General features: G+C 65.4%; 18 protein-coding genes. 16 read left to right on the top strand and 2 right to left on the bottom strand.

The genetic code is table 11. The features are described from left to right. Positions 1 to 9 precede the first annotated feature (9 nt). Positions 10 to 1,512 (top strand): DEAD/DEAH box helicase, encoded by a 1,503-nt coding sequence (locus FHS28_RS12715; protein ID WP_088450984.1) that lies wholly within the window; start codon positions 10 to 12, stop codon positions 1,510 to 1,512. A 187-nt stretch (positions 1,513 to 1,699) separates the two neighbouring features. Here FHS28_RS12715 and FHS28_RS12710 read toward each other — a convergent pair whose 3' ends face one another. Together FHS28_RS12710 and FHS28_RS12705 are read right to left on the bottom strand one after the other, a co-directional pair. After that, positions 1,700 to 2,470, bottom strand: a complete 771-nt coding sequence (locus FHS28_RS12710; protein WP_310736778.1) for an SAM-dependent methyltransferase — start codon at positions 2,468 to 2,470, stop codon at positions 1,700 to 1,702. Further along, a complete protein-coding gene (locus FHS28_RS12705; protein ID WP_088450982.1) occupies positions 2,467 to 3,135 on the bottom strand; it encodes a Maf family nucleotide pyrophosphatase in 669 nt (222 codons plus the stop codon). The genes FHS28_RS12710 and FHS28_RS12705 overlap by 4 nt, the downstream gene beginning before the upstream one ends. 296 nt (positions 3,136 to 3,431) lie before the next feature. Between FHS28_RS12705 and FHS28_RS12700 the strand changes: the two genes are divergently transcribed. The 15 genes from FHS28_RS12700 (at position 3,432) to era (ending at position 18,552) form a co-directional block, all read left to right on the top strand. Beyond that, positions 3,432 to 3,998 carry a YceD family protein gene (locus FHS28_RS12700; RefSeq protein ID WP_088450980.1) on the top strand — a complete coding sequence of 189 codons (567 nt, stop codon included), beginning with the start codon at positions 3,432 to 3,434 and terminating at the stop codon, positions 3,996 to 3,998. A 257-nt stretch (positions 3,999 to 4,255) separates the two neighbouring features. Continuing rightward, positions 4,256 to 4,441 (top strand): 50S ribosomal protein L32, encoded by a 186-nt coding sequence (gene rpmF, locus FHS28_RS12695; protein WP_058936434.1) that lies wholly within the window; start codon positions 4,256 to 4,258, stop codon positions 4,439 to 4,441. A 404-nt stretch (positions 4,442 to 4,845) separates the two neighbouring features. After that, entirely contained in the window at positions 4,846 to 5,913 is a 1,068-nt protein-coding gene (gene plsX / locus FHS28_RS12690) for a phosphate acyltransferase PlsX (protein WP_246410078.1), read from the top strand. Then, on the top strand, positions 5,910 to 6,911 hold the full coding sequence (locus FHS28_RS12685) for a beta-ketoacyl-ACP synthase III (protein WP_088450974.1): 1,002 nt from the start codon (positions 5,910 to 5,912) through the stop codon (positions 6,909 to 6,911). The genes plsX and FHS28_RS12685 overlap by 4 nt, the downstream gene beginning before the upstream one ends. Positions 6,912 to 6,999: 88 nt before the next feature. Continuing rightward, positions 7,000 to 7,941 (top strand): ACP S-malonyltransferase, encoded by a 942-nt coding sequence (gene fabD / locus FHS28_RS12680; protein WP_088450972.1) that lies wholly within the window; start codon positions 7,000 to 7,002, stop codon positions 7,939 to 7,941. 43 nt (positions 7,942 to 7,984) lie between these two features. Further along, complete coding sequence (gene fabG, locus FHS28_RS12675; RefSeq protein ID WP_088450970.1) at positions 7,985 to 8,722, top strand: 3-oxoacyl-ACP reductase FabG; 738 nt, start codon at positions 7,985 to 7,987, stop codon at positions 8,720 to 8,722. 224 nt (positions 8,723 to 8,946) lie between these two features. Beyond that, a complete protein-coding gene (gene acpP, locus FHS28_RS12670) occupies positions 8,947 to 9,186 on the top strand; it encodes an acyl carrier protein (protein ID WP_058936430.1) in 240 nt (79 codons plus the stop codon). Between the two features lie 68 nt (positions 9,187 to 9,254). Then, positions 9,255 to 10,502, top strand: a complete 1,248-nt coding sequence (fabF, locus tag FHS28_RS12665) for a beta-ketoacyl-ACP synthase II (RefSeq protein ID WP_088450967.1) — start codon at positions 9,255 to 9,257, stop codon at positions 10,500 to 10,502. Between the two features lie 100 nt (positions 10,503 to 10,602). Next, positions 10,603 to 11,145 carry a hypothetical protein gene (locus FHS28_RS12660; protein ID WP_088450965.1) on the top strand — a complete coding sequence of 181 codons (543 nt, stop codon included), beginning with the start codon at positions 10,603 to 10,605 and terminating at the stop codon, positions 11,143 to 11,145. A 58-nt stretch (positions 11,146 to 11,203) separates the two neighbouring features. Continuing rightward, positions 11,204 to 12,727 (top strand): DegQ family serine endoprotease, encoded by a 1,524-nt coding sequence (locus FHS28_RS12655; protein ID WP_088450963.1) that lies wholly within the window; start codon positions 11,204 to 11,206, stop codon positions 12,725 to 12,727. Between the two features lie 616 nt (positions 12,728 to 13,343). Further along, positions 13,344 to 15,152, top strand: a complete 1,809-nt coding sequence (lepA, locus tag FHS28_RS12650; RefSeq protein ID WP_088450961.1) for a translation elongation factor 4 — start codon at positions 13,344 to 13,346, stop codon at positions 15,150 to 15,152. Next, positions 15,149 to 16,120, top strand: a complete 972-nt coding sequence (lepB, locus tag FHS28_RS12645) for a signal peptidase I (RefSeq protein ID WP_088450959.1) — start codon at positions 15,149 to 15,151, stop codon at positions 16,118 to 16,120. The genes lepA and lepB overlap by 4 nt, the downstream gene beginning before the upstream one ends. Positions 16,121 to 16,186: 66 nt before the next feature. Beyond that, the gene (locus FHS28_RS12640; protein ID WP_088450957.1) at positions 16,187 to 16,603 is read left to right on the top strand and encodes a DUF4845 domain-containing protein; all 417 of its coding nucleotides are present in this window, start codon (positions 16,187 to 16,189) and stop codon (positions 16,601 to 16,603) included. A gap of 8 nt (positions 16,604 to 16,611) precedes the next feature. Then, complete coding sequence (rnc, locus tag FHS28_RS12635; RefSeq protein ID WP_088451493.1) at positions 16,612 to 17,319, top strand: ribonuclease III; 708 nt, start codon at positions 16,612 to 16,614, stop codon at positions 17,317 to 17,319. Between the two features lie 309 nt (positions 17,320 to 17,628). Next, positions 17,629 to 18,552, top strand: a complete 924-nt coding sequence (era, locus tag FHS28_RS12630) for a GTPase Era (RefSeq protein ID WP_310736789.1) — start codon at positions 17,629 to 17,631, stop codon at positions 18,550 to 18,552. The last annotated feature ends 9 nt before the right edge of the window (positions 18,553 to 18,561 follow it).

Here is an 18,561-nt window from a genome sequence, read left to right as displayed (position 1 = left end):
TCCGCCCCCATGACAGACACCACCCCGACGCCAAGCCCGCGATTTGACACGCTGCCGCTGGATCCGAAGCTGCTGCGCGCCGTCGCCGACCAGGGCTACGCGACGATGACGCCGATCCAGGCCAAAGCCATTCCCGTTGTGCTTGAAGGCCGCGATGTGATGGGCGCCGCCCAGACCGGCACCGGCAAGACAGCCGCCTTCTCCATCCCGCTGCTGCAGCGCATGCTCAAGCATGAGAATGCCAGCGCCTCGCCTGCCCGCCATCCGGTCCGCGCCCTGGTGCTGGCGCCCACCCGCGAGCTGGCCGACCAGGTGGCCAACAACGTCAAGGCCTACGCCAAGCACACCCAGCTGCGAGTGGCCTGCGTCTTCGGTGGCGTGGACATGAAGCCCCAGACACTGCAGCTCAAGGGCGGCGTGGAAGTGCTGATCGCCACCCCGGGCCGTCTGCTGGACCACATCGAAGCCAAGAACTGCGTGCTCAATCAGGTCGAGTATGTGGTGCTGGACGAGGCCGACCGCATGCTGGACATCGGCTTCCTGCCGGACCTGCAGCGCATCCTGAGCTACCTGCCCAAGACCCGTCAGACGCTGCTGTTCTCGGCCACCTTCTCGCCCGAAATCAAGCGCCTCGCCTCGAGCTATCTGCAGGAGCCGGAGCTGGTGGAAGTGGCGCGTCCGAACGCCACGGCGTCCACCGTGGAGCAGCGCTTCTTCAGCGTGGAAGACGATGACAAGCGTGCCGCCATCCTGCACCTGATCCGTCAGCGTCAGATCACCCAGTCCATCGTGTTTGTGAACTCCAAGCTCGGCGCTGCCCGGCTGGCCCGTTCCTTCGAGCGCGACGGCCTCAAGACGGCGGCCCTGCACGGGGACAAGTCCCAGGACGAGCGCCTGAAGTCGCTGGAAGCGTTCAAGCGTGGCGAAGTCGAACTGCTGGTGGCCACCGACGTGGCGGCCCGTGGCCTGGACATCGCCGATCTGCCGGCTGTTTTCAACTTCGACGTGCCCTTCAATGCCGAAGACTATGTGCACCGCATCGGCCGAACCGGCCGCGCCGGTGCCTCGGGTCTGGCGTTCACCCTGGTGGCGCGTTCCGACGCCCGTCTCGTGGGCGAAATCGAGAAGCTGATCAAGCGCAAGCTGGAGCTCGAGCCGCTGCAGATGGAAGACGATCGTTCGCGTCGCAGCGAGCGTCGGGATCGGGAAGATCGTCCGGACAGCCGGGGCGGCGAGGCGCGTCGTGAAGAGCGGCCGCGTCGCGAGCGAGAAGACCGTCGGGACGAGGCCTACAGCAGCGCGCCGATGCATCGTTCGCAGCCGCGCGCCCCGTACGACCCGCTGTTCGACAAGCCTTACGAGGCGTCCGACCGTGCCGAGCCCCCCAGCTGGGAAAGCGCCCATGCCGGCGCACCGGCGGCCTCTCGTGCAGGCGGCCCAGGCGCCATCAAGCCCAAGCGCAAGGTGGCGGCGCTGTTCGGCGCCAAGAAGCCGGTGACGACGGAGTCCTGATCAGACAGCGGCGACGGCGCCGTTCCATCGCCCCGCAACGCTTTCGGTTGAGGGCACCGGTAGCGTCCGGCGGCTGGATCGTTGGATCCGCCAACGGGAAGAGTTGACCGAATGATGCGACTGGCCCCTTGGCCGGTCGTCATGGATCAATGGGCGGGCCGTTCGAGGCCACGTCCATTTTTTATGCTCAGCGTCCGCCGAGGAACGCAAACACCGCCGGCACCTTGTCCGGCACTGCCTTCGGAGACTGGCGCCACTGCGCCACAGTCGCGCTGTGTGTCCACGCATCCGCCAGGCTCAGTCCGCAGCTCACCGACAGCACGGTGCCCGGCTTGAGCTGCTGGATCAGCGCCTGCAACAGGGCGCTGTTGCGGTAGGGGGTCTCGATCATGAGCTGCGTCTGCTGCTCTCGGGTGGAGTGGGCTTCCAGCTCCTTCAGTCGCGACTGGCGGGCGGCGCCGTCGGTCGGCAGATAGCCGACGAACGCAAAACTCTGCCCATTCATGCCACTGGCCGCGACGGCCAGCAGCAGCGAGCTCGGGCCCACCAGCGGAATGACCGGCACGCCAGCCGCATGGGCCGCGGCCACGAGGCGCGCACCGGGATCCGCAACGGCGGGCATGCCGGCTTCTGACATCAGCCCGACGTCCGTGCCCTGGAGGGCAGGGGCCAGCAATGCCGCCCAGGCTCCCTCGTCCGAGGCTGCCGGCGCACGCCCCTTGGGTGGCCGTGGCAATTCCTGGATCTGCTGCTGCTGAAGCGGCAGGGCCAGCGGATGGATCGCATCCACCCGCTTGAGGAAAGCGCGGGTGGTCTTGGCATTCTCGGCGGCCCAGTGCGTCAGGCTGGCTGCGCGAGAGATCACCGCGTCGGGCAACACGTCGCGCAGATCCACGGACTGTCCGTCCATGCCGAAATCCAGGGTGTTGGGGACGAGGAACAGGCGGCCCAGGGTCACAGTCGGTCTCCGGATGCAGGCGAAGAAAAGGCCGGCGTCGCGGCGGGGGCCGACGCGCTCGGCGTTGCTGACGGCAGGCTCAGTCCTGCCTGACGAAGCAACTGGCAGGTGCGGATCAAGGGCAGGCCGATCAGCGCCGTCGGGTCGTCCGAGACGATGGCCTCCAGCAGCGAGATGCCCAGGCCTTCCGCCTTGGCGCTGCCGGCGCAGTCATAGGGCTGCTCGGCCCGCAGATAGTGTTCGATCTCCTCATCGCTGAGCGGGCGGAACCGGACCTCGATCCGGGCAAGATCGTGGGCTTCGAAGCCGGTCGCTTCACAGACGACGGCGAGCGCCGTGTGGAAGATCACCGTCCGGCCCCGCATCGCGCGCAGCTGCGCCACGGCCCGTGCATGGTCCCCGGGTTTGCTCAGCGGCTGGCCATCCAGGTCGGCCACCTGGTCCGAACCGATGACCAGAGCGTCGGGGTGGATCGCCGCCACCGCGCGGGCCTTGGCAAGCGCCAGGCGCCGTGCGAGCGCTTCAGGCGCCTCGCCCGGGAGGGGCGTCTCGTCTACCGCAGGCGCGGCCACCTCGAACGGCCATTGCAGACGCTGCAGCAGTTCGCGGCGATACGGGGAGGTGGAGCCCAGGACCAGGCGGCGGGGTGAGCCGCTGTGGCCCATCGAAGCAGTCTGCGCAGGCAAGCCGATGGGGCTGGTTGAAGGGGGAGGAGGAACAGCGGAAGCGCTCATGATGAGCATTCTCCCATCGGGTGCTGCCGCATTTGGCGCATGGCATTTGGCGCGGGAACGGTCACCGGATAGCCGAGTGCCGAGTGCCAAGGGTCTGAGTGGCGGGCCAGGGCCATCGGCCACAGTCGGAAGCGCGTGCCCCGCAGCCTGACAACTGGCGACTGGCAACGAGGGTCATGGATCGGCCAGGCCCGTCACCCGACCGGCTGGCCTCGTACACTTGCACCATGAAGTCCCGAGCCCTGAACCCCCTCAAACTGGATGTTGAAACCTTCGCCCGCGAAGGCCTGAGTCTGGACGGCGAATGGCCGGCCGCCGACCTGCCGCGCCTGGCCGACATCGCTGCGCCCGAAGCGCCGGCGACTGGCTGGCCCGCCATCCGCTGGACGGCGGAGGGCGAGATCCGCACACCCAAAGGCAGCGAGCCCCAAATCTGGATGCGACTGGACGCCCAGGCGCAGGTGGCCCAAACCTGCCAGCGCTGCCTCAAGCCGGTGGTGGAAGGGGTGGAAATGTCCCGCTGGTTCCGTTTTGTGCGGGACGAAACCCAGGCCGCCGAACTGGACATGGAGGGTGACGACGACGTGCTGGCCCTGCCGCGCGTGCTCAACCTGCAGGAGCTGGCCGAAGACGAGCTGTTGCTGGCGCTGCCGCTGGTGCCCCGTCACGAGGTTTGCCCAGAGCCGCTGCCCCTGGCGGAGCCCGAGGAACTGGACGAGGCGCAGGAAGAGGAGCGCCCCAATCCGTTTGCGGCACTTGCCGCGCTGAAAAAGGGAACGGCTGGTAAAGCCTGAGGGCGCTGTGCTACACTCGCGGGCTTTCCCGGCTTAATGGCAAGCATGCGGGTATTTGGGCGGTTCCGGTTGCAATTGAGTTGCAGCGGAGCGCCTCACATACCAGAGCGTGCGCTGTGGCTGGGCCGAGGCATCGGTTGTGGTAACTCTTCGAAGGAAGCCACCACCCCTAGCGCAACACCATCGCAGGCCTCGACTTTCACGAAGCTTGATCAGTCTTTTTTGATCACCGCGCCGAAGCCTTTAGGAGAAATTTCATGGCCGTTCAGCAAAACAAGAAGTCGCCTTCCAAGCGTGGCATGCACCGTTCGCACAATGCCCTGGGCACCCCGGGTACCGCGATCGAGCCGACCACCGGCGAAGTGCATCTGCGTCACCACATCAGCCCCACTGGCTTTTATCGTGGCCGCAAGGTTCTGAAGACCAAGGCCGACGCCGCCTGATCGTTCCGACCCTGTCGGTCACGATCAGTCGCCATCAGCGATGTCATGGTGCCTCGGCGCCATGATCGGTCTCTTCGGACCTGAGCTTCCCCAGTGATGCTTTCAAAGCCCGGTTCAGCGCATGGCGTTGCCGGGCTTTTGCTTTTCGGGGCCCCGGCGCAGGGGTCGGGTGTTCGCCATGGCTCCTTGGGCCCATGGGCGGATGTGCTTGTCCCGCCGCGCGGCCTCGCGTAAGGTGGCCCGCTTGTTGCAAGTGTTCCGCCAGCCTCCCTTCAAGTCCCTCATTGGCCTCGATGTCTGACACCCACGCCCAGCAGTCCCCGTCCGCCGTGTTGTCCCCGGCGTCCCTGGCACCACCGACGCCGCTGACACCGCAGTCGCCGCTGCGACTGGCGGTGGATTGCATGGGCGGCGACCACGGCCCCTCCATCACGCTGCCGGCCTGCAAGGCCTTCCTGGCCAACCATCCGCAAGCGGAGCTGGTGCTGGTGGGGCGTCCGGAGGCGCTGGCCGAAGCGGCGCAGTGGCCCCGTTGCCGCATCGTGGCGGCGACTGAAGTCGTGACGATGGAAGATCCGATCGAAGTGGCCCTGCGCCGCAAGAAGGATTCCTCCATGCGGGTGGCCCTGCAGCAGCTCAAGGCCGGTCGCGATGGGGAAGCGCCGCTGGCCCAGGCCTGCGTCTCGGCCGGCAATACCGGCGCCCTGATGGCCGTGGCCAAGTACCTGCTCAAGACGATGGACGGCATTGACCGTCCGGCCATCGCCACCGTCATGCCCAATCAGATCGGCGGCTTCACCACCGTGCTGGACCTCGGCGCCAATGTGGACTGCGGTCCCGAGCATCTGCTGCAGTTCGCGGTGATGGGCAGCGCCCTGGTGTCGGCGGTCGATGGCAAGGAAGAGCCCAGCGTCGGCCTGCTGAACATCGGCGAGGAGATGATCAAGGGCAACGAAACCATCAAACGCGCCGGTGAACTGCTCCGCGAAGCCCATGCCCACGGCACGCTGCAATTCCACGGGAACGTGGAAGGCAATGACATCTTCAAAGGCACGACCGACATCGTTGTGTGTGACGGATTTGTCGGGAATGTGGCCCTGAAGACCGCCGAAGGGCTGGCCAGCATGATCTCCAGCTTCATCCGTGCGGAGTTCACCCGCAATGGGTGGAGCCGCATCGTCGCTCTTCTGGCGATGCCGATCCTGCAACGTTTCAAGAACCGCGTCGATCATCGTCGATTCAACGGTGCAGCCCTGCTCGGACTGCGCGGTTTGGTCTTCAAGAGCCACGGTTCGGCGGATGCGTTTGCTTTCGAGCAGGCTTTGAACAGGGCTTATGATGCGGCTCGCAACCGGCTTCTAGACCGGGTTCATGATCGAATCGTCGCAACGATGCAGGCACTTCCGGCGCCTGTCAGTGAGGAGGGCGGCGATGCTGGAGACACGGCGGCCCCGGCCGCCCATGCTGCATGACCACTGCTTCCGCCCCACAGTCCCCCCGTTTTTCTCGCATTCTCGGCACGGGTAGTTTTCTCCCCGGTGACCGGGTGTCCAACCAGGCGCTGGCCGACCGGCTCGCCAAGGATGGCATCGAGACGTCCCACGACTGGATCGTCGAGAGGACCGGCATCCATGCCCGTCATTTCGCCGGTCCGGACACGACCTCCAGCGATCTGGCCCTGCCCGCTGCTCGCGCGGCGCTGGAAGCGGCCGGCGTGTCTGCGGAGGAGATCGACCTGATCATCGTGGCGACGTCCACACCGGACATGGTCTTCCCTTCCACCGCCTGTCTGCTGCAGCAGAAGCTCGGCATCCACGGCTGCCCGGCGTTTGACGTGCAGGCCGTGTGCTCCGGCTTTGTGTATGCGCTGACCGTGGCCGACTCGATGATCAAGAGCGGCGCCGCGACCAAGGCGCTGGTGATCGGTGCCGAGGTGTTCTCGCGCATCCTCGATTTCAAGGACCGCACCACCTGCGTGCTGTTCGGTGATGGCGCCGGCGCCGTGGTGCTGGGCGCCAGTGATACGCCCGGCATCCTGGCCAGCGAACTGCATGCGGACGGCCGTCACGTCGACATTCTCTGCACCCCGGGCACCGTGTCCGGCGGTGAGGTGCTGGGCCATCCGCTGCTGAAGATGGACGGTCAGGCCGTGTTCAAGCTCGCCGTGGGTGTGCTGGACAAGGTCGCCCGATCGGTCCTCGAGAAGGCTGGCCGCACCGACGCTGACATCGACTGGCTGATTCCCCACCAGGCCAACATCCGCATCATGCAGGGCACGGCCAAGAAGCTGAAGATGTCGCTCGACAAGCTGATTGTCACGGTCGACGAGCACGGCAACACCTCCGCCGCCTCGATCCCGCTGGCGCTGGACGCCGCCGTGCGTTCCGGCAAGATTGCGCGGGGCGACACCGTCATGCTGGAAGGCGTCGGCGGTGGCTTCACCTGGGGGGCCGTGCTGCTGGATTTCTGATCCTGCATCACCCTCACCGCCGTTACCGTCGTCACCCCCGCCTTTCCCGTCTTTCTTTCCCACCACCACCGACTGATCCGACAGAGCCATGAGCAAGAGCTTCGCATTCGTCTTCCCCGGCCAAGGATCCCAATCCGTCGGCATGCTGGACGCCTGGGGCGATCATCCTGAAGTGGTCCGCACGCTGGCCGAAGCGTCTGCCGCCCTGGGCGAAGACATCCAGACGCTGATCCAGCAGGGCCCGAAGGAACAGCTGGATCTGACCACCAACACCCAGCCGGTCATGCTGACCGCGGGGGTGGCGTGCTATCGCGCCTGGATCGCCGAGACCGGTCTGGTCCCTGCGGCTGCCGCCGGCCATTCGCTGGGCGAGTACACCGCGCTGGTGGCCGCCGGGGCCTTGAGCCTGTCGGATGCGCTGCCGCTGGTGCGCTTCCGTGCGCAGGCCATGCAGGAAGCCGTGCCGGTGGGCACCGGCGCCATGTCGGCCATCCTGGGGCTGGATGCCTCGGTGGTGCGCGAGGTCTGCCTGCAGGTGGCCCAGGACAGCGGCGAGGTGGTCGAGGCGGTCAACTTCAATGATCCCAAGCAGACGGTGATTGCCGGCAGCAAGGCCGGTGTCGAGAAGGCGATGGAAGCGCTGAAGGCCGCCGGTGCCAAGCGTGCGCTGCCGCTGCCGGTCTCCGCGCCGTTCCACTCCAGCCTGATGAAACCCGCCGCCGATCGCCTGCGCGAGAAGCTCGCCGCGGTGCAGTTCCAGCCGGCGGCTTTCCCGGTGATCAACAACATCGACGTCGCCGTGACCGACAGTGCCGATGCCCTGCGTGACGCCCTCTATCGCCAGGCCTTCGGCCCGGTGCGCTGGGTGGAAGTGGTGCAGGCGCTCAAGGCCCGCGGCCTGACGACCCTCATCGAATGCGGCCCTGGCAAGGTGCTGGCCGGCATGGCCAAGCGCATTGACGGCGAGATCGCCAGCACCACGGTGCTGGATCCGGCCTCCCTGGCAGAAGCCAAGGCCCTGCTGGCCTGAGCCGGACCCGGATTCCCATCGCTCCCTACCGCAGAGGAACTCCATGAGTGAGAGCAAGCAAGTTGCGCTGGTCACCGGCGCCAGTCGCGGCATCGGCCGTTCCATCGCCCTGACCCTGGCTGAGAAGGGCTTCACCGTCATCGGCACGGCCACCAGCGAATCGGGTGCCCAGGGCATCACCGATGCGCTGCAGCCGGTGGGGGGGCGTGGCGTGGTCCTGAATGTGAACGATGCCGCTGCGGTGGAAGCGCTGGTGGACAGCATCACCAAGCAGGACGGCGGTCTGCAGGTGCTGGTCAACAATGCGGGCATCACCCGCGACATGCTGGCCATGCGCCTGAAAGATGAAGACTGGGATGCGGTGCTCGACACCAACCTCAAGGCCGTCTTCCGAGCCAGCCGCGCGGTGATGCGCACCATGATGAAGCAGCGTTATGGCCGCATCATCAACATCACCTCGGTGGTGGGCGCCTCCGGCAATGCCGGCCAGGCCAACTATGCGGCCGCCAAGGCCGGCGTGGCAGGCATGACGCGTGCCCTGGCCAGGGAGCTGGGCAGCCGCAACATCACCGTCAACTGCGTGGCGCCCGGCTTCATCGCCACCGACATGACCGAAGTGCTGCCGGAGGCCCAGAAGACCGCGCTGCTGGCGCAGATCCCGCTGGGCCGTCTGGGCGACCCGTCGGAAATTGCGGCGGCGGTGGCCTTCCTGGCATCGAAGGAAGCGGGCTACATCACCGGCTCGGAGCTGCATGTCAATGGCGGCATGTACATGAGCTGAGGCGTCGCCCGCCACGAATCATTTTTTTGAATCGTGGCACCCGTCCCTCCTTTCCGAGGGGGTGGGTGCCCACCGGATTCACCCGGCCGGTGTGGGGCTGATAGAGTCCGAGCGCGTTCACGTTCCCAAGGGAACCGATCGCCTCGGGGGCGCCTGATCTTAGAGGCGCCACTCTAAGGCCTTAGAATCCCGGGTTGTTCTAGCAAACCCCTCCTGGAGGAGTCATGAGCGATATCGAAGCACGTGTCAAGAAAATCATCGCCGAGCAGCTCGGCGTGCCTGAAGCCGATGTGACCAATGAAAAGGCCTTCGTCGCCGATCTGGGCGCTGATTCTCTGGACACCGTGGAACTGGTGATGGCCCTGGAAGACGAGTTCGGCATCGAGATCCCGGACGAAGAAGCCGAGAAGATCACCACCGTCCAGCTGGCGATCGACTACGCCGTCAAGCACCAGAAGGCTTGATCCCTGGGGGGCGCGCTGACCCAGCGCTGCCCCGAGGCGTCCCCGCAGTATCACTTCAGTCATAGAGCATGAGCCGTCGTCGCGTCGTCGTCACCGGTCTTGGCCTGATCAGTCCCGTGGGCAACACGGTCGAACAGGGCTGGGCCAATATCGTGGCTGGTCAATCCGGCATCGATACCATCACCCGCTTTGATGCCAGCATCCTGGCCTGTCATTTCGCGGGAGAGGTCAAGGGCTTCAACGTGGAGGACTACATCCCCGCGAAGGAAGCACGGCACATGGACACCTTCATCCATTACGGACTGGCCGCTTCGCTGCAGGCCATTCGGGATGCAGGTCTGCCCACCGGGGACGCCCTGGCACCCGAGATGGCCGAACGCATTGGCGTGCTGGTCGGCTCGGGCATCGGCGGCCTGCCGATGATTGAAGAGACCCATGCGGAGCTGACCGCCCGGGGCCCCCGCCGCATTTCTCCGTTCTTCGTGCCGGCCTCGATCATCAACATGATCTCCGGTCACGTGTCCATCCAATGCGGTTTCAAGGGCCCCAATCTGGCCATCGTCACCGCCTGCACGACCGGGCTGCACAGCATCGGTCAGGCCGGTCGCATGATCGAGGCGGGTGATGCCGACGTCATGGTGGCCGGCGGTGCCGAATCCACCGTGTCGCCCCTGGGCGTCGGTGGCTTCGCGGCCGCTCGCGCACTCTCCACCCGCAATGACGACCCCAAGACCGCGTCCCGCCCCTGGGACAAGGATCGCGACGGCTTCGTGCTGGGCGAGGGCGCCGGCGTGCTGGTGCTGGAAGAGTATGAACACGCCAAAAAGCGTGGCGCCAGAATTTATGCGGAACTGGTGGGCTTCGGCATGAGTGCCGATGCCTATCACATGACCGCGCCGGATGTGGACGGCCCGACCCGCTCGATGCGCAATGCCCTGCGCAATGCCGGTCTGAATGCCGACCAGATCCAGTACATGAATGCCCACGGCACGTCCACGCCGCTGGGCGATGCGAACGAGACCAACGCCATCAAGCAGGCCTTCGGCGACCATGCCAAGAATGGCCTGGTGGTGTCGTCCACCAAGTCGATGACCGGCCACCTGCTGGGTGGCGCCGGTGGCATCGAGTCGGTGTTCACCGTCAAGGCGATCCACGACCAGGTCGCCCCGCCGACGATCAACATCTTCAACCAGGACCCCGCCTGCGATCTGGACTACTGCGCCAATGAAGCGCGCAAGATGCCCATCGAATATGCCGCCAAGAACAACTTCGGTTTCGGCGGCACGAACGGCACCCTGATCTTCAAGCGGGTCTGATCGGCCCTCGCGCGGTGAGAGCATGACCGCGCGGGCGTCTCCTCAGGCTGCAGGCCGCCAAGGCCAGCGCGGTATCCCACGCCGGGTTCATCGATCCACGATGACCCGGCGTTTTGTTTGTCCGCCCGATCCCGTCTGGCGGCTGCTGCAGGATCTGCTGCGGCTTGCCGGCTTGATGGCCGCGCTGCTGGCGGTGCTGTTGCAGCTGGCCTCGCCCTACTGGACGGTGATGGGCTCCGCAGCGGGCGTCATGGCGGCCGCCTTGGGGATGACTCACCGCCACCGGCACCTGCTGCGGACACCCGCCAACGCCACCGATGCCGCTACAGCCCGAGATGCCAGGGCCGATGCCGACGCCGACGCCGACGTGGTGACCCTGCGCTGGGACACCCAGTCCTGGTGGCTCCAGCGCGCAGGTGCGCCACTTGCCAACGGCAAGACAGCGGATGCGGGCTCCCGTGCTCCCGCCCAGGCGGTGCACCTGCAGGTGCTGCTGGATGTGGAGCACTGGATGCTGTTACGGCTGGTCCCTTTGGGCAGTGAAAGGCGCTTCTGGCGCCATCGGTGTCTGGCGGTATCGAGACGGCAGCAGGGCGGCCACTGGTCGTTACTGCGCATTCACTTGTTCATGGCACGGAGTTGAGCATTTCCGTGCATGATGTACCTTCTGTCCCTCTGATTTGCTCCTGACGCGAGTCTTCATGTCCATACCGTTCCGCCATCTTGCCCTGGCGCTTGCAGGCGCCGCCGCGCTGCAGGCGACCCTGCCCGTGACCGCCCAGAACGCGCCGGTGACGCCGGCGTCGGCCGCCCCCGCTGTGGCCCCGGCACCCGCGCCTGCGATCGACCTGTCCCGCGCGCTGCCCGACTTCAGCGTGCTGGTGGAGCAGGCCGGTCCTGCCGTGGTCAATATCCGGACCTCGGAGAAGATCAAGGTGGGCACCAATGCGCAGCTCGATGAGCAGATGCGCGACTTCCTCCGTCGCTTCGGCATCCCCGTGCCGCCGCAGCGCAAGGGCGCGCCTGCGCCCAACACGCCGTCCCCCGATGACGACGACGATGATGATGACGACGCATCTCCCCAGCGCCGTGGCCTGGGCTCCGGTTTTGTCATCGGCGCCGACGGCTATGTGATGACCAATGCCCACGTGGTGGACGAAGCCGATGAGGTCATGGTCACCCTGACCGACAAGCGTGAATTCAAGGCCAAGGTGGTGGGCCTGGACCGCCGCACCGACGTGGCCGTGCTGAAGATCGAAGCCACCGGCCTGCCGATGCTGCGCATGGGCGACGTGGGCAAGCTCAAGGTCGGCGAGTGGGTGATGGCCATCGGCTCGCCCTTCGGTTTCGACAACACCGTCACCGCCGGCATCGTCAGCGCCAAGGCGCGTGACACGGGCGACCTGCTGCCGCTCATCCAGACGGATGTGGCGATCAACCCGGGCAACTCCGGCGGCCCGCTGCTGAACTTGCGCGGCGAGGTGATCGGCATCAACTCTCAGATCTACAGCCAGTCCGGCGGCTTCATGGGCATCTCCTTCGCGATTCCGATCGACGAAGCGATGCGGGTGGCGGATCAGCTGCGCAGCAAGGGCCGCGTCACCCGCGGCATGCTGGGGGTGTATCCGGACGACCTGACCAAGGAAGTGGCCGAAGCCATTGGCCTGGGCAAGCCGCAGGGGGCGCTGGTCACTCGCATCACGGCCGGTGGCCCTGGCGAAAAGGCCGGCCTGGAGCTGGGGGATGTCATCACCCGCTTCAACGGCAAGCCGGTGGAGAAGGCGGTGGACCTGCGTCGCCTCGCCGCCGCCACCGCGCCCGGCACCAAGGTGCCGATGCAGGTGTTCCGCCGCGGCGCCTACAAGGAGCTGACCGCCACCCTGGAAGCGCTGCCCGATGACCGCGCTCCCAACACCCCGGAACCCGAGGCGCCTGCCAAGACCGGCGCCCAGGCCTGGGGTCTGACGGTCAGCGAGTTGACCGATGCGCAGCGCAAGGAGCTGAAGCTGAGCGGCGGCATCAAGATCGACGCGGTCGATGGCCCGGCGGCACGCGCCGGCCTGCGGGCGGGTGACTTGATCCTCTCGGTGGCCAACACCGAGATCAAGACGATCAAGCAGTTCCAGGCAGTGCTGGCCAAGGCCGAGAAGGCCAAGCCGCTGCAGATGTTGGTGCGCCGCGGCGACGCGGTCACTTTCGTCGTCCTGAAGCCCGGCAAGGGCTAAGCGACACCGGCGGTGGGTGTCTGCCAGGGTAAACCCTTGGTGTCCGACTACAACCCACCGCCCCTCTCGGGCTTTCCGTGATGCGGAATCTGGTGCCGCTCTGCGAGCAACATCTGACCGGTTTGCGTCGGTTGGTGCTCGCTAGCGGATGTGACCAACCCGCGGGATTGATGCTGCCCTCCGCTACAATCGCACCGCGTCCGGCTCCCTTTGTAGCCCTCGCGACGGGGAATCAGGAAGGTCCGGGCATGGGCTGGAATGATCCACAGGATGTCCTCAAGCTTTTGTGGATAACCTGTTGACAAAATTCCTGTTGGCGAAGGGCAACGCCCGCAAAGCTCGCATCCATGCGGTTTCCAGGGCGGCCCTTTTGGCTACAATGAAAGCCCAACAAGCAGTTGCCATACGTTTTGTTGGAAGGCGCGTCACCGTTTCGACGTGCCTTTTTTTTATGTCCCGCAGGGGTGCCTGTGGCACGGTGGCACCCGATTTCCTCGTATGTTCCGTGTGGGTCCGGTGAGGGTCCACGCTTCGCCGCCCAGGGGCAGACCCGGGACCTGTTGCTCTCACACAGGTCTCACGGCAGTCTCCTGGTCAGCGGCCTCCGACTGAGTCCATGAACCACATCCGCAACTTCTCCATCATTGCCCACATCGATCACGGCAAGAGCACTCTGGCCGACCGCATCATCCAGCGCTGCGGAGGCTTGTCGGACCGGGAGATGGAAGCGCAGGTGCTGGACTCGATGGACATCGAGCGCGAGCGCGGCATCACCATCAAGGCTCAGACCGCCGCCCTGCAATACAAGGCGCGTGATGGTCAGGTCTACAACCTCAATCTGATCGACACCCCGGGGCACGTCGACTTCTCGTATGAAGTCAGCCGTTCGCTGTCGGCCTGCGAAGGCGCATTGCTGGTGGTGGACGCCAGCCAGGGGGTGGAGGCGCAGACCGTGGCCAACTGCTACACCGCGCTCGAGCTGGGCGTGGAAGTGGTGCCGGTGCTCAACAAGATGGATTTGCCGCAGGCCAATCCGGAAGGTGCCAAGTCCGAGATCGAAGACGTGATCGGCATCGACGCGACCGATGCGATTCCCTGCTCCGCCAAGACCGGCATGGGCGTGGACGAGATCCTGGAAGCCATCATCGCCCGCATGCCGGCGCCCAAGGGCGAGGTCGAGGCACCGCTGCGCGCCATGATCATCGACTCCTGGTTCGACAACTACGTCGGCGTCGTGATGCTGGTCCGTGTGGTGGACGGCACGCTGCGCAAGGGCGAGCGCATCCGCATGATGGCTACGGACGCCGTCTATCCCGCCGAGCATCTGGGTGTGTTCACCCCGAAGTCCGATCCGCGCGACCGTCTGAACGCTGGCGAGGTGGGCTTCATCATCGCCGGCATCAAGGAGTTGGCAGCGGCGAAGGTCGGCGACACCATCACCGTTGAAAAGAAGCAGCCCAACAACCTGGGCCCGGCGACCGAAGCGCTGCCCGGCTTCAAGGAAATCCAGCCGCAGGTGTTCGCCGGTCTCTACCCGACCGAAGCCAGCGAATACGACCAGCTGCGCGACGCGCTGGAAAAGCTCAAGCTCAACGACGCCTCGCTGCGTTTCGAACCGGAAGTCTCCCAGGCGCTGGGCTTTGGTTTCCGCTGCGGTTTCCTGGGCCTGCTGCACATGGAGATCGTGCAGGAACGCCTGGAGCGCGAATTCGACCAGGACCTGATCACCACCGCCCCGAGCGTGGTGTATGAAGTGCAGCTGAACGACGGCGAGATCATCGAGGTGGAGAACCCCTCGAAGATGCCGGAGCAAAGCAAGATCGGCGAGATCCGCGAACCGATCGTGACGGTCCACCTGTACATGCCGCAGGAATATGTGGGCCCGGTGATGACCCTGGCCAACCAGAAGCGCGGTGTGCAGCTGAACATGGCCTACCACGGCCGTCAGGTCATGCTGACCTACGAGATCCCGCTGGCGGAAATCGTCCTGGACTTCTTCGACAAGCTGAAGTCGGTCTCGCGCGGCTATGCCTCGATGGACTATGAGTTCAAGGAATATCGCGCCTCGGACGTGGTCAAGGTGGACATGCTGATCAACGGCGACCGCATCGATGCGCTGTCGCTGATCGTGCACCGGTCGCAATCCCAGTACCGCGGTCGCCAGGTGGCAGCCAAGATGCGGGAAATCATCCCGCGCCAGATGTATGACGTCGCCATCCAGGCGGCCATCGGCGCCAACATCATCTCCCGCGAGAACATCAAGGCGTTGCGCAAGAACGTGCTGGCAAAATGCTATGGGGGTGACATCACCCGCAAGCGCAAGCTGCTGGAGAAGCAGAAGGCCGGCAAGAAACGCATGAAACAAATCGGTTCGGTGGAGGTGCCGCAAGAAGCCTTCCTGGCCATCCTCCAAGTCGAAGAATGAACGTGATGAGTGCACTGACCGGGTTGCTGTATGCCGTCTTGATCGCCTACCTGGGCGGCTGGTTCTCCGGCTACTGGAACGGCAATTTCTCGCTGCTCCTGTTTGTGCTGACGCTGGTCACGCTGGGCTACTGGACGGCCGAGCGGGTCTACTTCCAGCCGGCGCGCCGTCGCCAGGCGCAGGTGGCGGCGGACGCGTGGGAGAAGGAACAGCGCTGGAGCGGTGCCGAACCGAACCCGGCTGCCCGCGAGGTGGTGGCCGAGCCGCATTTGCGCCAGCCGTGGTGGCTGGACTGGACCGCGGGCCTGTTCCCGGTCATCTTGATCGTCTTCCTGCTGCGCTCGTTCCTCTTCGAGCCCTTCAAGATTCCGTCCGGCTCCATGGTGCCGACGCTGCGGATCGGGGACCTGATCCTGGTCAACAAGTTCCACTACGGCATCCGTCTGCCGGTGATCAACAAGAAGATCATCAGCAACCACGAGGTGGCCCGGGGCGATGTGGTGGTGTTCCGCTATCCGCTCAACCCCAGCGTGGACTACATCAAGCGCGCCGTCGGCCTGCCCGGCGACGAGATCCGCTATGCCAACCAGAAGCTGTATGTGAACGGCAAAGAGGTGGAAACGCAGGCCCAGGGCGACTTCTTCGACGACGATCCCGGCTCGATGCGCATCCGCCCGATGTTCACCGAGAAGCTGGGTCCGGTGGAGCACAAGATCCTGGTGGATCCGCAGCCGCGCGGGCAGCTCGGCCCGATCGCCGCGTTCCCCTACCAGCAGAACTGCACCTACACCCTCGAAGGCGTCACCTGCAAGGTGCCGGAGGGCCATTACTTCATGATGGGCGATAACCGCGACAACTCGCAGGATTCCCGCTTCTGGGGTTTTGTGCCGGATGAGAACATCGTCGGCCGGGCCTTTGTGGTGTGGATGAACTTCGGGAATCCAAAGCGCATTGGCGGCATCCAATAAAGCCGGAGCCACCCACCGGGTAGAACCGTGCCAGACACTGACATTCGAGGATTGGGAGAATCACACATGACCGGAGCCAGCAACATCACCTCCACCGCAACATCCGCGACCGTCGCGTCGCGCGCTGGGACGGCCGCACGGCGCCAGCGCGGCATCAGCCTGTTCGGGCTGCTGTTCTGGGGCGTGATCCTGGCGTTTCTGGCCGTGGTGGGCATGCGGGTCGCCCCGACGGTGATGGAATACTTCACCATCCTCAAGACGGTGGAAAAAATTGCCAGCAGCGGCCCCGGTTCGGTGGCGGACGCGCGCGCGTCTTTTGCCCGTACCCAGGAAATTGAATACTCGATCGTCAGCATCACGCCGAACGATCTGGTCATCACCAAGAAGGAAGACAAGGTGAAGATCAGTTTTGCCTACGACAAGGAAGTGTCGCTGGGCGGTCCGGTGTATCTGCTGATCAAATACAAGGGCGAGACTCGCTGAGGATGCCGATGAACCCGCAAGCGCTTGATGCACTCCAGCAGCGACTGGGCTACCGCTTTACCCAGGCGGATCTGCTCCAGCGGGCGCTGACGCATCGCAGCTTCGGGCAGCAGCACAATGAACGCCTGGAATTCCTGGGTGATGCAGTGCTGAACCTGGCGGTGTCGGCGTTGCTGTACGAGCGGTTTGCCGGCTCCGACGAAGGCGACCTCACCCGCATCCGGGCGCATCTGGTGCGCGAGGACAGCCTGCACAAACTGGCCCTGCAACTGCAGATGCCGGCCACCCTGCGCATGAGCGAAGGGGAGGCCCGCGGCGGCGGCGGGCAGCGTCCGTCCATCCTGGCGGATGCCCTGGAGGCGGTGATTGGTGCCGCCTTCCTGGATGGCGGTTACCAGGCCGCCAACGACATCGTGCGTCGGCTGCTGGGCGATCTGATCGCCGGCAGCGGCATTGACCAATGGGCCAAGGACGCCAAGACGGCCTTGCAGGAATGGCTGCAGGCGCGCAAGCTGCCGGTGCCCATCTATCGCATTGTCGAAACTCGCGGGCAGGCCCATGCCCAGACATTTACCGTTGAATGTCAGGTGCCCGCGCTCAGCCTCGCGCGCACTGGCGATGGCCGCTCCCGCCGGATGGCGGAGCAGGAAGCGGCCCGGCAGCTCCTGGATGAGCTGCTGGCTGGCGACAAGCCCGGCACGGGTTTGCGCGATTAAGCAAAAGGCACCCCCATGAAGAAAACTTCCCGCGGCGGCCCGGTCTCCGGCCCGGCTGCTACTGATTCGACCGCGCTCGACGCGCAAGCCCTGGGCCATGCCCGTGATGATGCCGACGACCAGGTCCCGGTGGATGGCATCGCGGACGATGAGCAGGAGGCGCTGACGGCAGGCGCGGCGCACGACAGCGACAGCGACAACAGCGACAGCAGCCTCGAAGACGGCACCGACAACGGCGACGATGAGGACGAGGACGAGGATGGCGACGACACCGACGGCGATGACACCGACCGTGACGGCGACCACGGCGTGACCGGCGGCCGGGGCGCTCCCCCGGTGCAGGTCTATGAAGGCGACAACCGCTGCGGCCTGATCGCCATCGTGGGCCGTCCCAATGTCGGCAAGTCGACGCTGCTCAATGCCCTGGTCGGCCAGAAGGTGTCCATCACCTCGAAGAAGGCGCAGACCACCCGCCACCGCATCACCGGTGTGCGCACGGTCGAGGAAGCGCAATTCGTGTTCGTTGACACCCCCGGCTTCCAGACCCGTCACAGCTCCGCGCTGAACCGCAACCTCAACCGCACGGTGCAGGGTGTGCTGTCGGACGTCGACCTGGTGCTGTTTGTGGTGGAAGCCGGCAAGTTCGGCCTGGACGATGCCAAGGTGCTGTCGCTGCTGCCGCAGGACAGGCCGGTGGTGCTGATCGCCAACAAGCTGGACGCGGTCACCCGCCGGGCCGAGCTGATGCCCTGGCTCAAGAGCATGCAGGAGCGCCGCAACTTCAGCGAATTCGTGCCTCTGTCCGCCCGCAAGGATTCGGACGTGCAGCGCCTCTTCCAGATCCTCAAGCCCTACCTGCCCAAGCAGGAGTGGTTCTATGACGAGGAAGCGCTGACCGACCGCAGCGAGAAGTTCCTGGCCAGCGAAATGATCCGCGAGAAGCTCTTCCGCCTGACCGGCGACGAGCTGCCCTACAGCGCCACGGTGGTCATCGACCGCTGGGAAGAAGAGGGCAACCTGCGCCGCATTGCCGCCACCATCGTGGTGGAGCGGGATGCGCAGAAGGGCATGATCATCGGCGCCGGGGGCGAGCGGCTCAAGCGCATCGGCTCCGAAGCGCGCCAGGAGCTGGAAACGCTGATGGATGCCAAGGTCTTCCTGGAGCTGTGGGTCAAGGTTCGCTCCGGCTGGGCCGATTCGGAAGAGCATCTGCGCAGCTACGGCTATGAGTGAGTGAGCCGC

This window comes from Roseateles terrae (genome assembly GCF_014192155.1).
Lineage (GTDB): Bacteria > Pseudomonadota > Gammaproteobacteria > Burkholderiales > Burkholderiaceae_C > Roseateles > Roseateles terrae.
Note: the sequence above shows the minus strand (reverse complement) of the source record. Positions and strands in the feature narration are given on the sequence as shown.

What these genes read in the sequence shown, in the direction of transcription:
- rpmF (WP_058936434.1), top strand. Translation starts at nt 4,256, where the DNA reads ATGGCCGTTCAGCAAAACAAGAAGTCGCCTTCCAAGCGTGGCATGCAC.
- fabG (WP_088450970.1), top strand. Translation starts at nt 7,985, where the DNA reads ATGAGTGAGAGCAAGCAAGTTGCGCTGGTCACCGGCGCCAGTCGCGGC.
- fabF (WP_088450967.1), top strand. Translation starts at nt 9,255, where the DNA reads ATGAGCCGTCGTCGCGTCGTCGTCACCGGTCTTGGCCTGATCAGTCCC.
- FHS28_RS12640 (WP_088450957.1), top strand. Translation starts at nt 16,187, where the DNA reads ATGACCGGAGCCAGCAACATCACCTCCACCGCAACATCCGCGACCGTC.
- fabD (WP_088450972.1), top strand. Translation starts at nt 7,000, where the DNA reads ATGAGCAAGAGCTTCGCATTCGTCTTCCCCGGCCAAGGATCCCAATCC.
- lepA (WP_088450961.1), top strand. Translation starts at nt 13,344, where the DNA reads ATGAACCACATCCGCAACTTCTCCATCATTGCCCACATCGATCACGGC.
- FHS28_RS12655 (WP_088450963.1), top strand. Translation starts at nt 11,204, where the DNA reads ATGTCCATACCGTTCCGCCATCTTGCCCTGGCGCTTGCAGGCGCCGCC.
- FHS28_RS12660 (WP_088450965.1), top strand. Translation starts at nt 10,603, where the DNA reads ATGACCCGGCGTTTTGTTTGTCCGCCCGATCCCGTCTGGCGGCTGCTG.
- lepB (WP_088450959.1), top strand. Translation starts at nt 15,149, where the DNA reads ATGAACGTGATGAGTGCACTGACCGGGTTGCTGTATGCCGTCTTGATC.
- FHS28_RS12685 (WP_088450974.1), top strand. Translation starts at nt 5,910, where the DNA reads ATGACCACTGCTTCCGCCCCACAGTCCCCCCGTTTTTCTCGCATTCTC.
- FHS28_RS12705 (WP_088450982.1), bottom strand. Translation starts at nt 3,135, where the DNA reads ATGGGCCACAGCGGCTCACCCCGCCGCCTGGTCCTGGGCTCCACCTCC.
- acpP (WP_058936430.1), top strand. Translation starts at nt 8,947, where the DNA reads ATGAGCGATATCGAAGCACGTGTCAAGAAAATCATCGCCGAGCAGCTC.
- plsX (WP_246410078.1), top strand. Translation starts at nt 4,846, where the DNA reads ATGGGCGGCGACCACGGCCCCTCCATCACGCTGCCGGCCTGCAAGGCC.
- rnc (WP_088451493.1), top strand. Translation starts at nt 16,612, where the DNA reads ATGAACCCGCAAGCGCTTGATGCACTCCAGCAGCGACTGGGCTACCGC.
- FHS28_RS12700 (WP_088450980.1), top strand. Translation starts at nt 3,432, where the DNA reads ATGAAGTCCCGAGCCCTGAACCCCCTCAAACTGGATGTTGAAACCTTC.
- FHS28_RS12715 (WP_088450984.1), top strand. Translation starts at nt 10, where the DNA reads ATGACAGACACCACCCCGACGCCAAGCCCGCGATTTGACACGCTGCCG.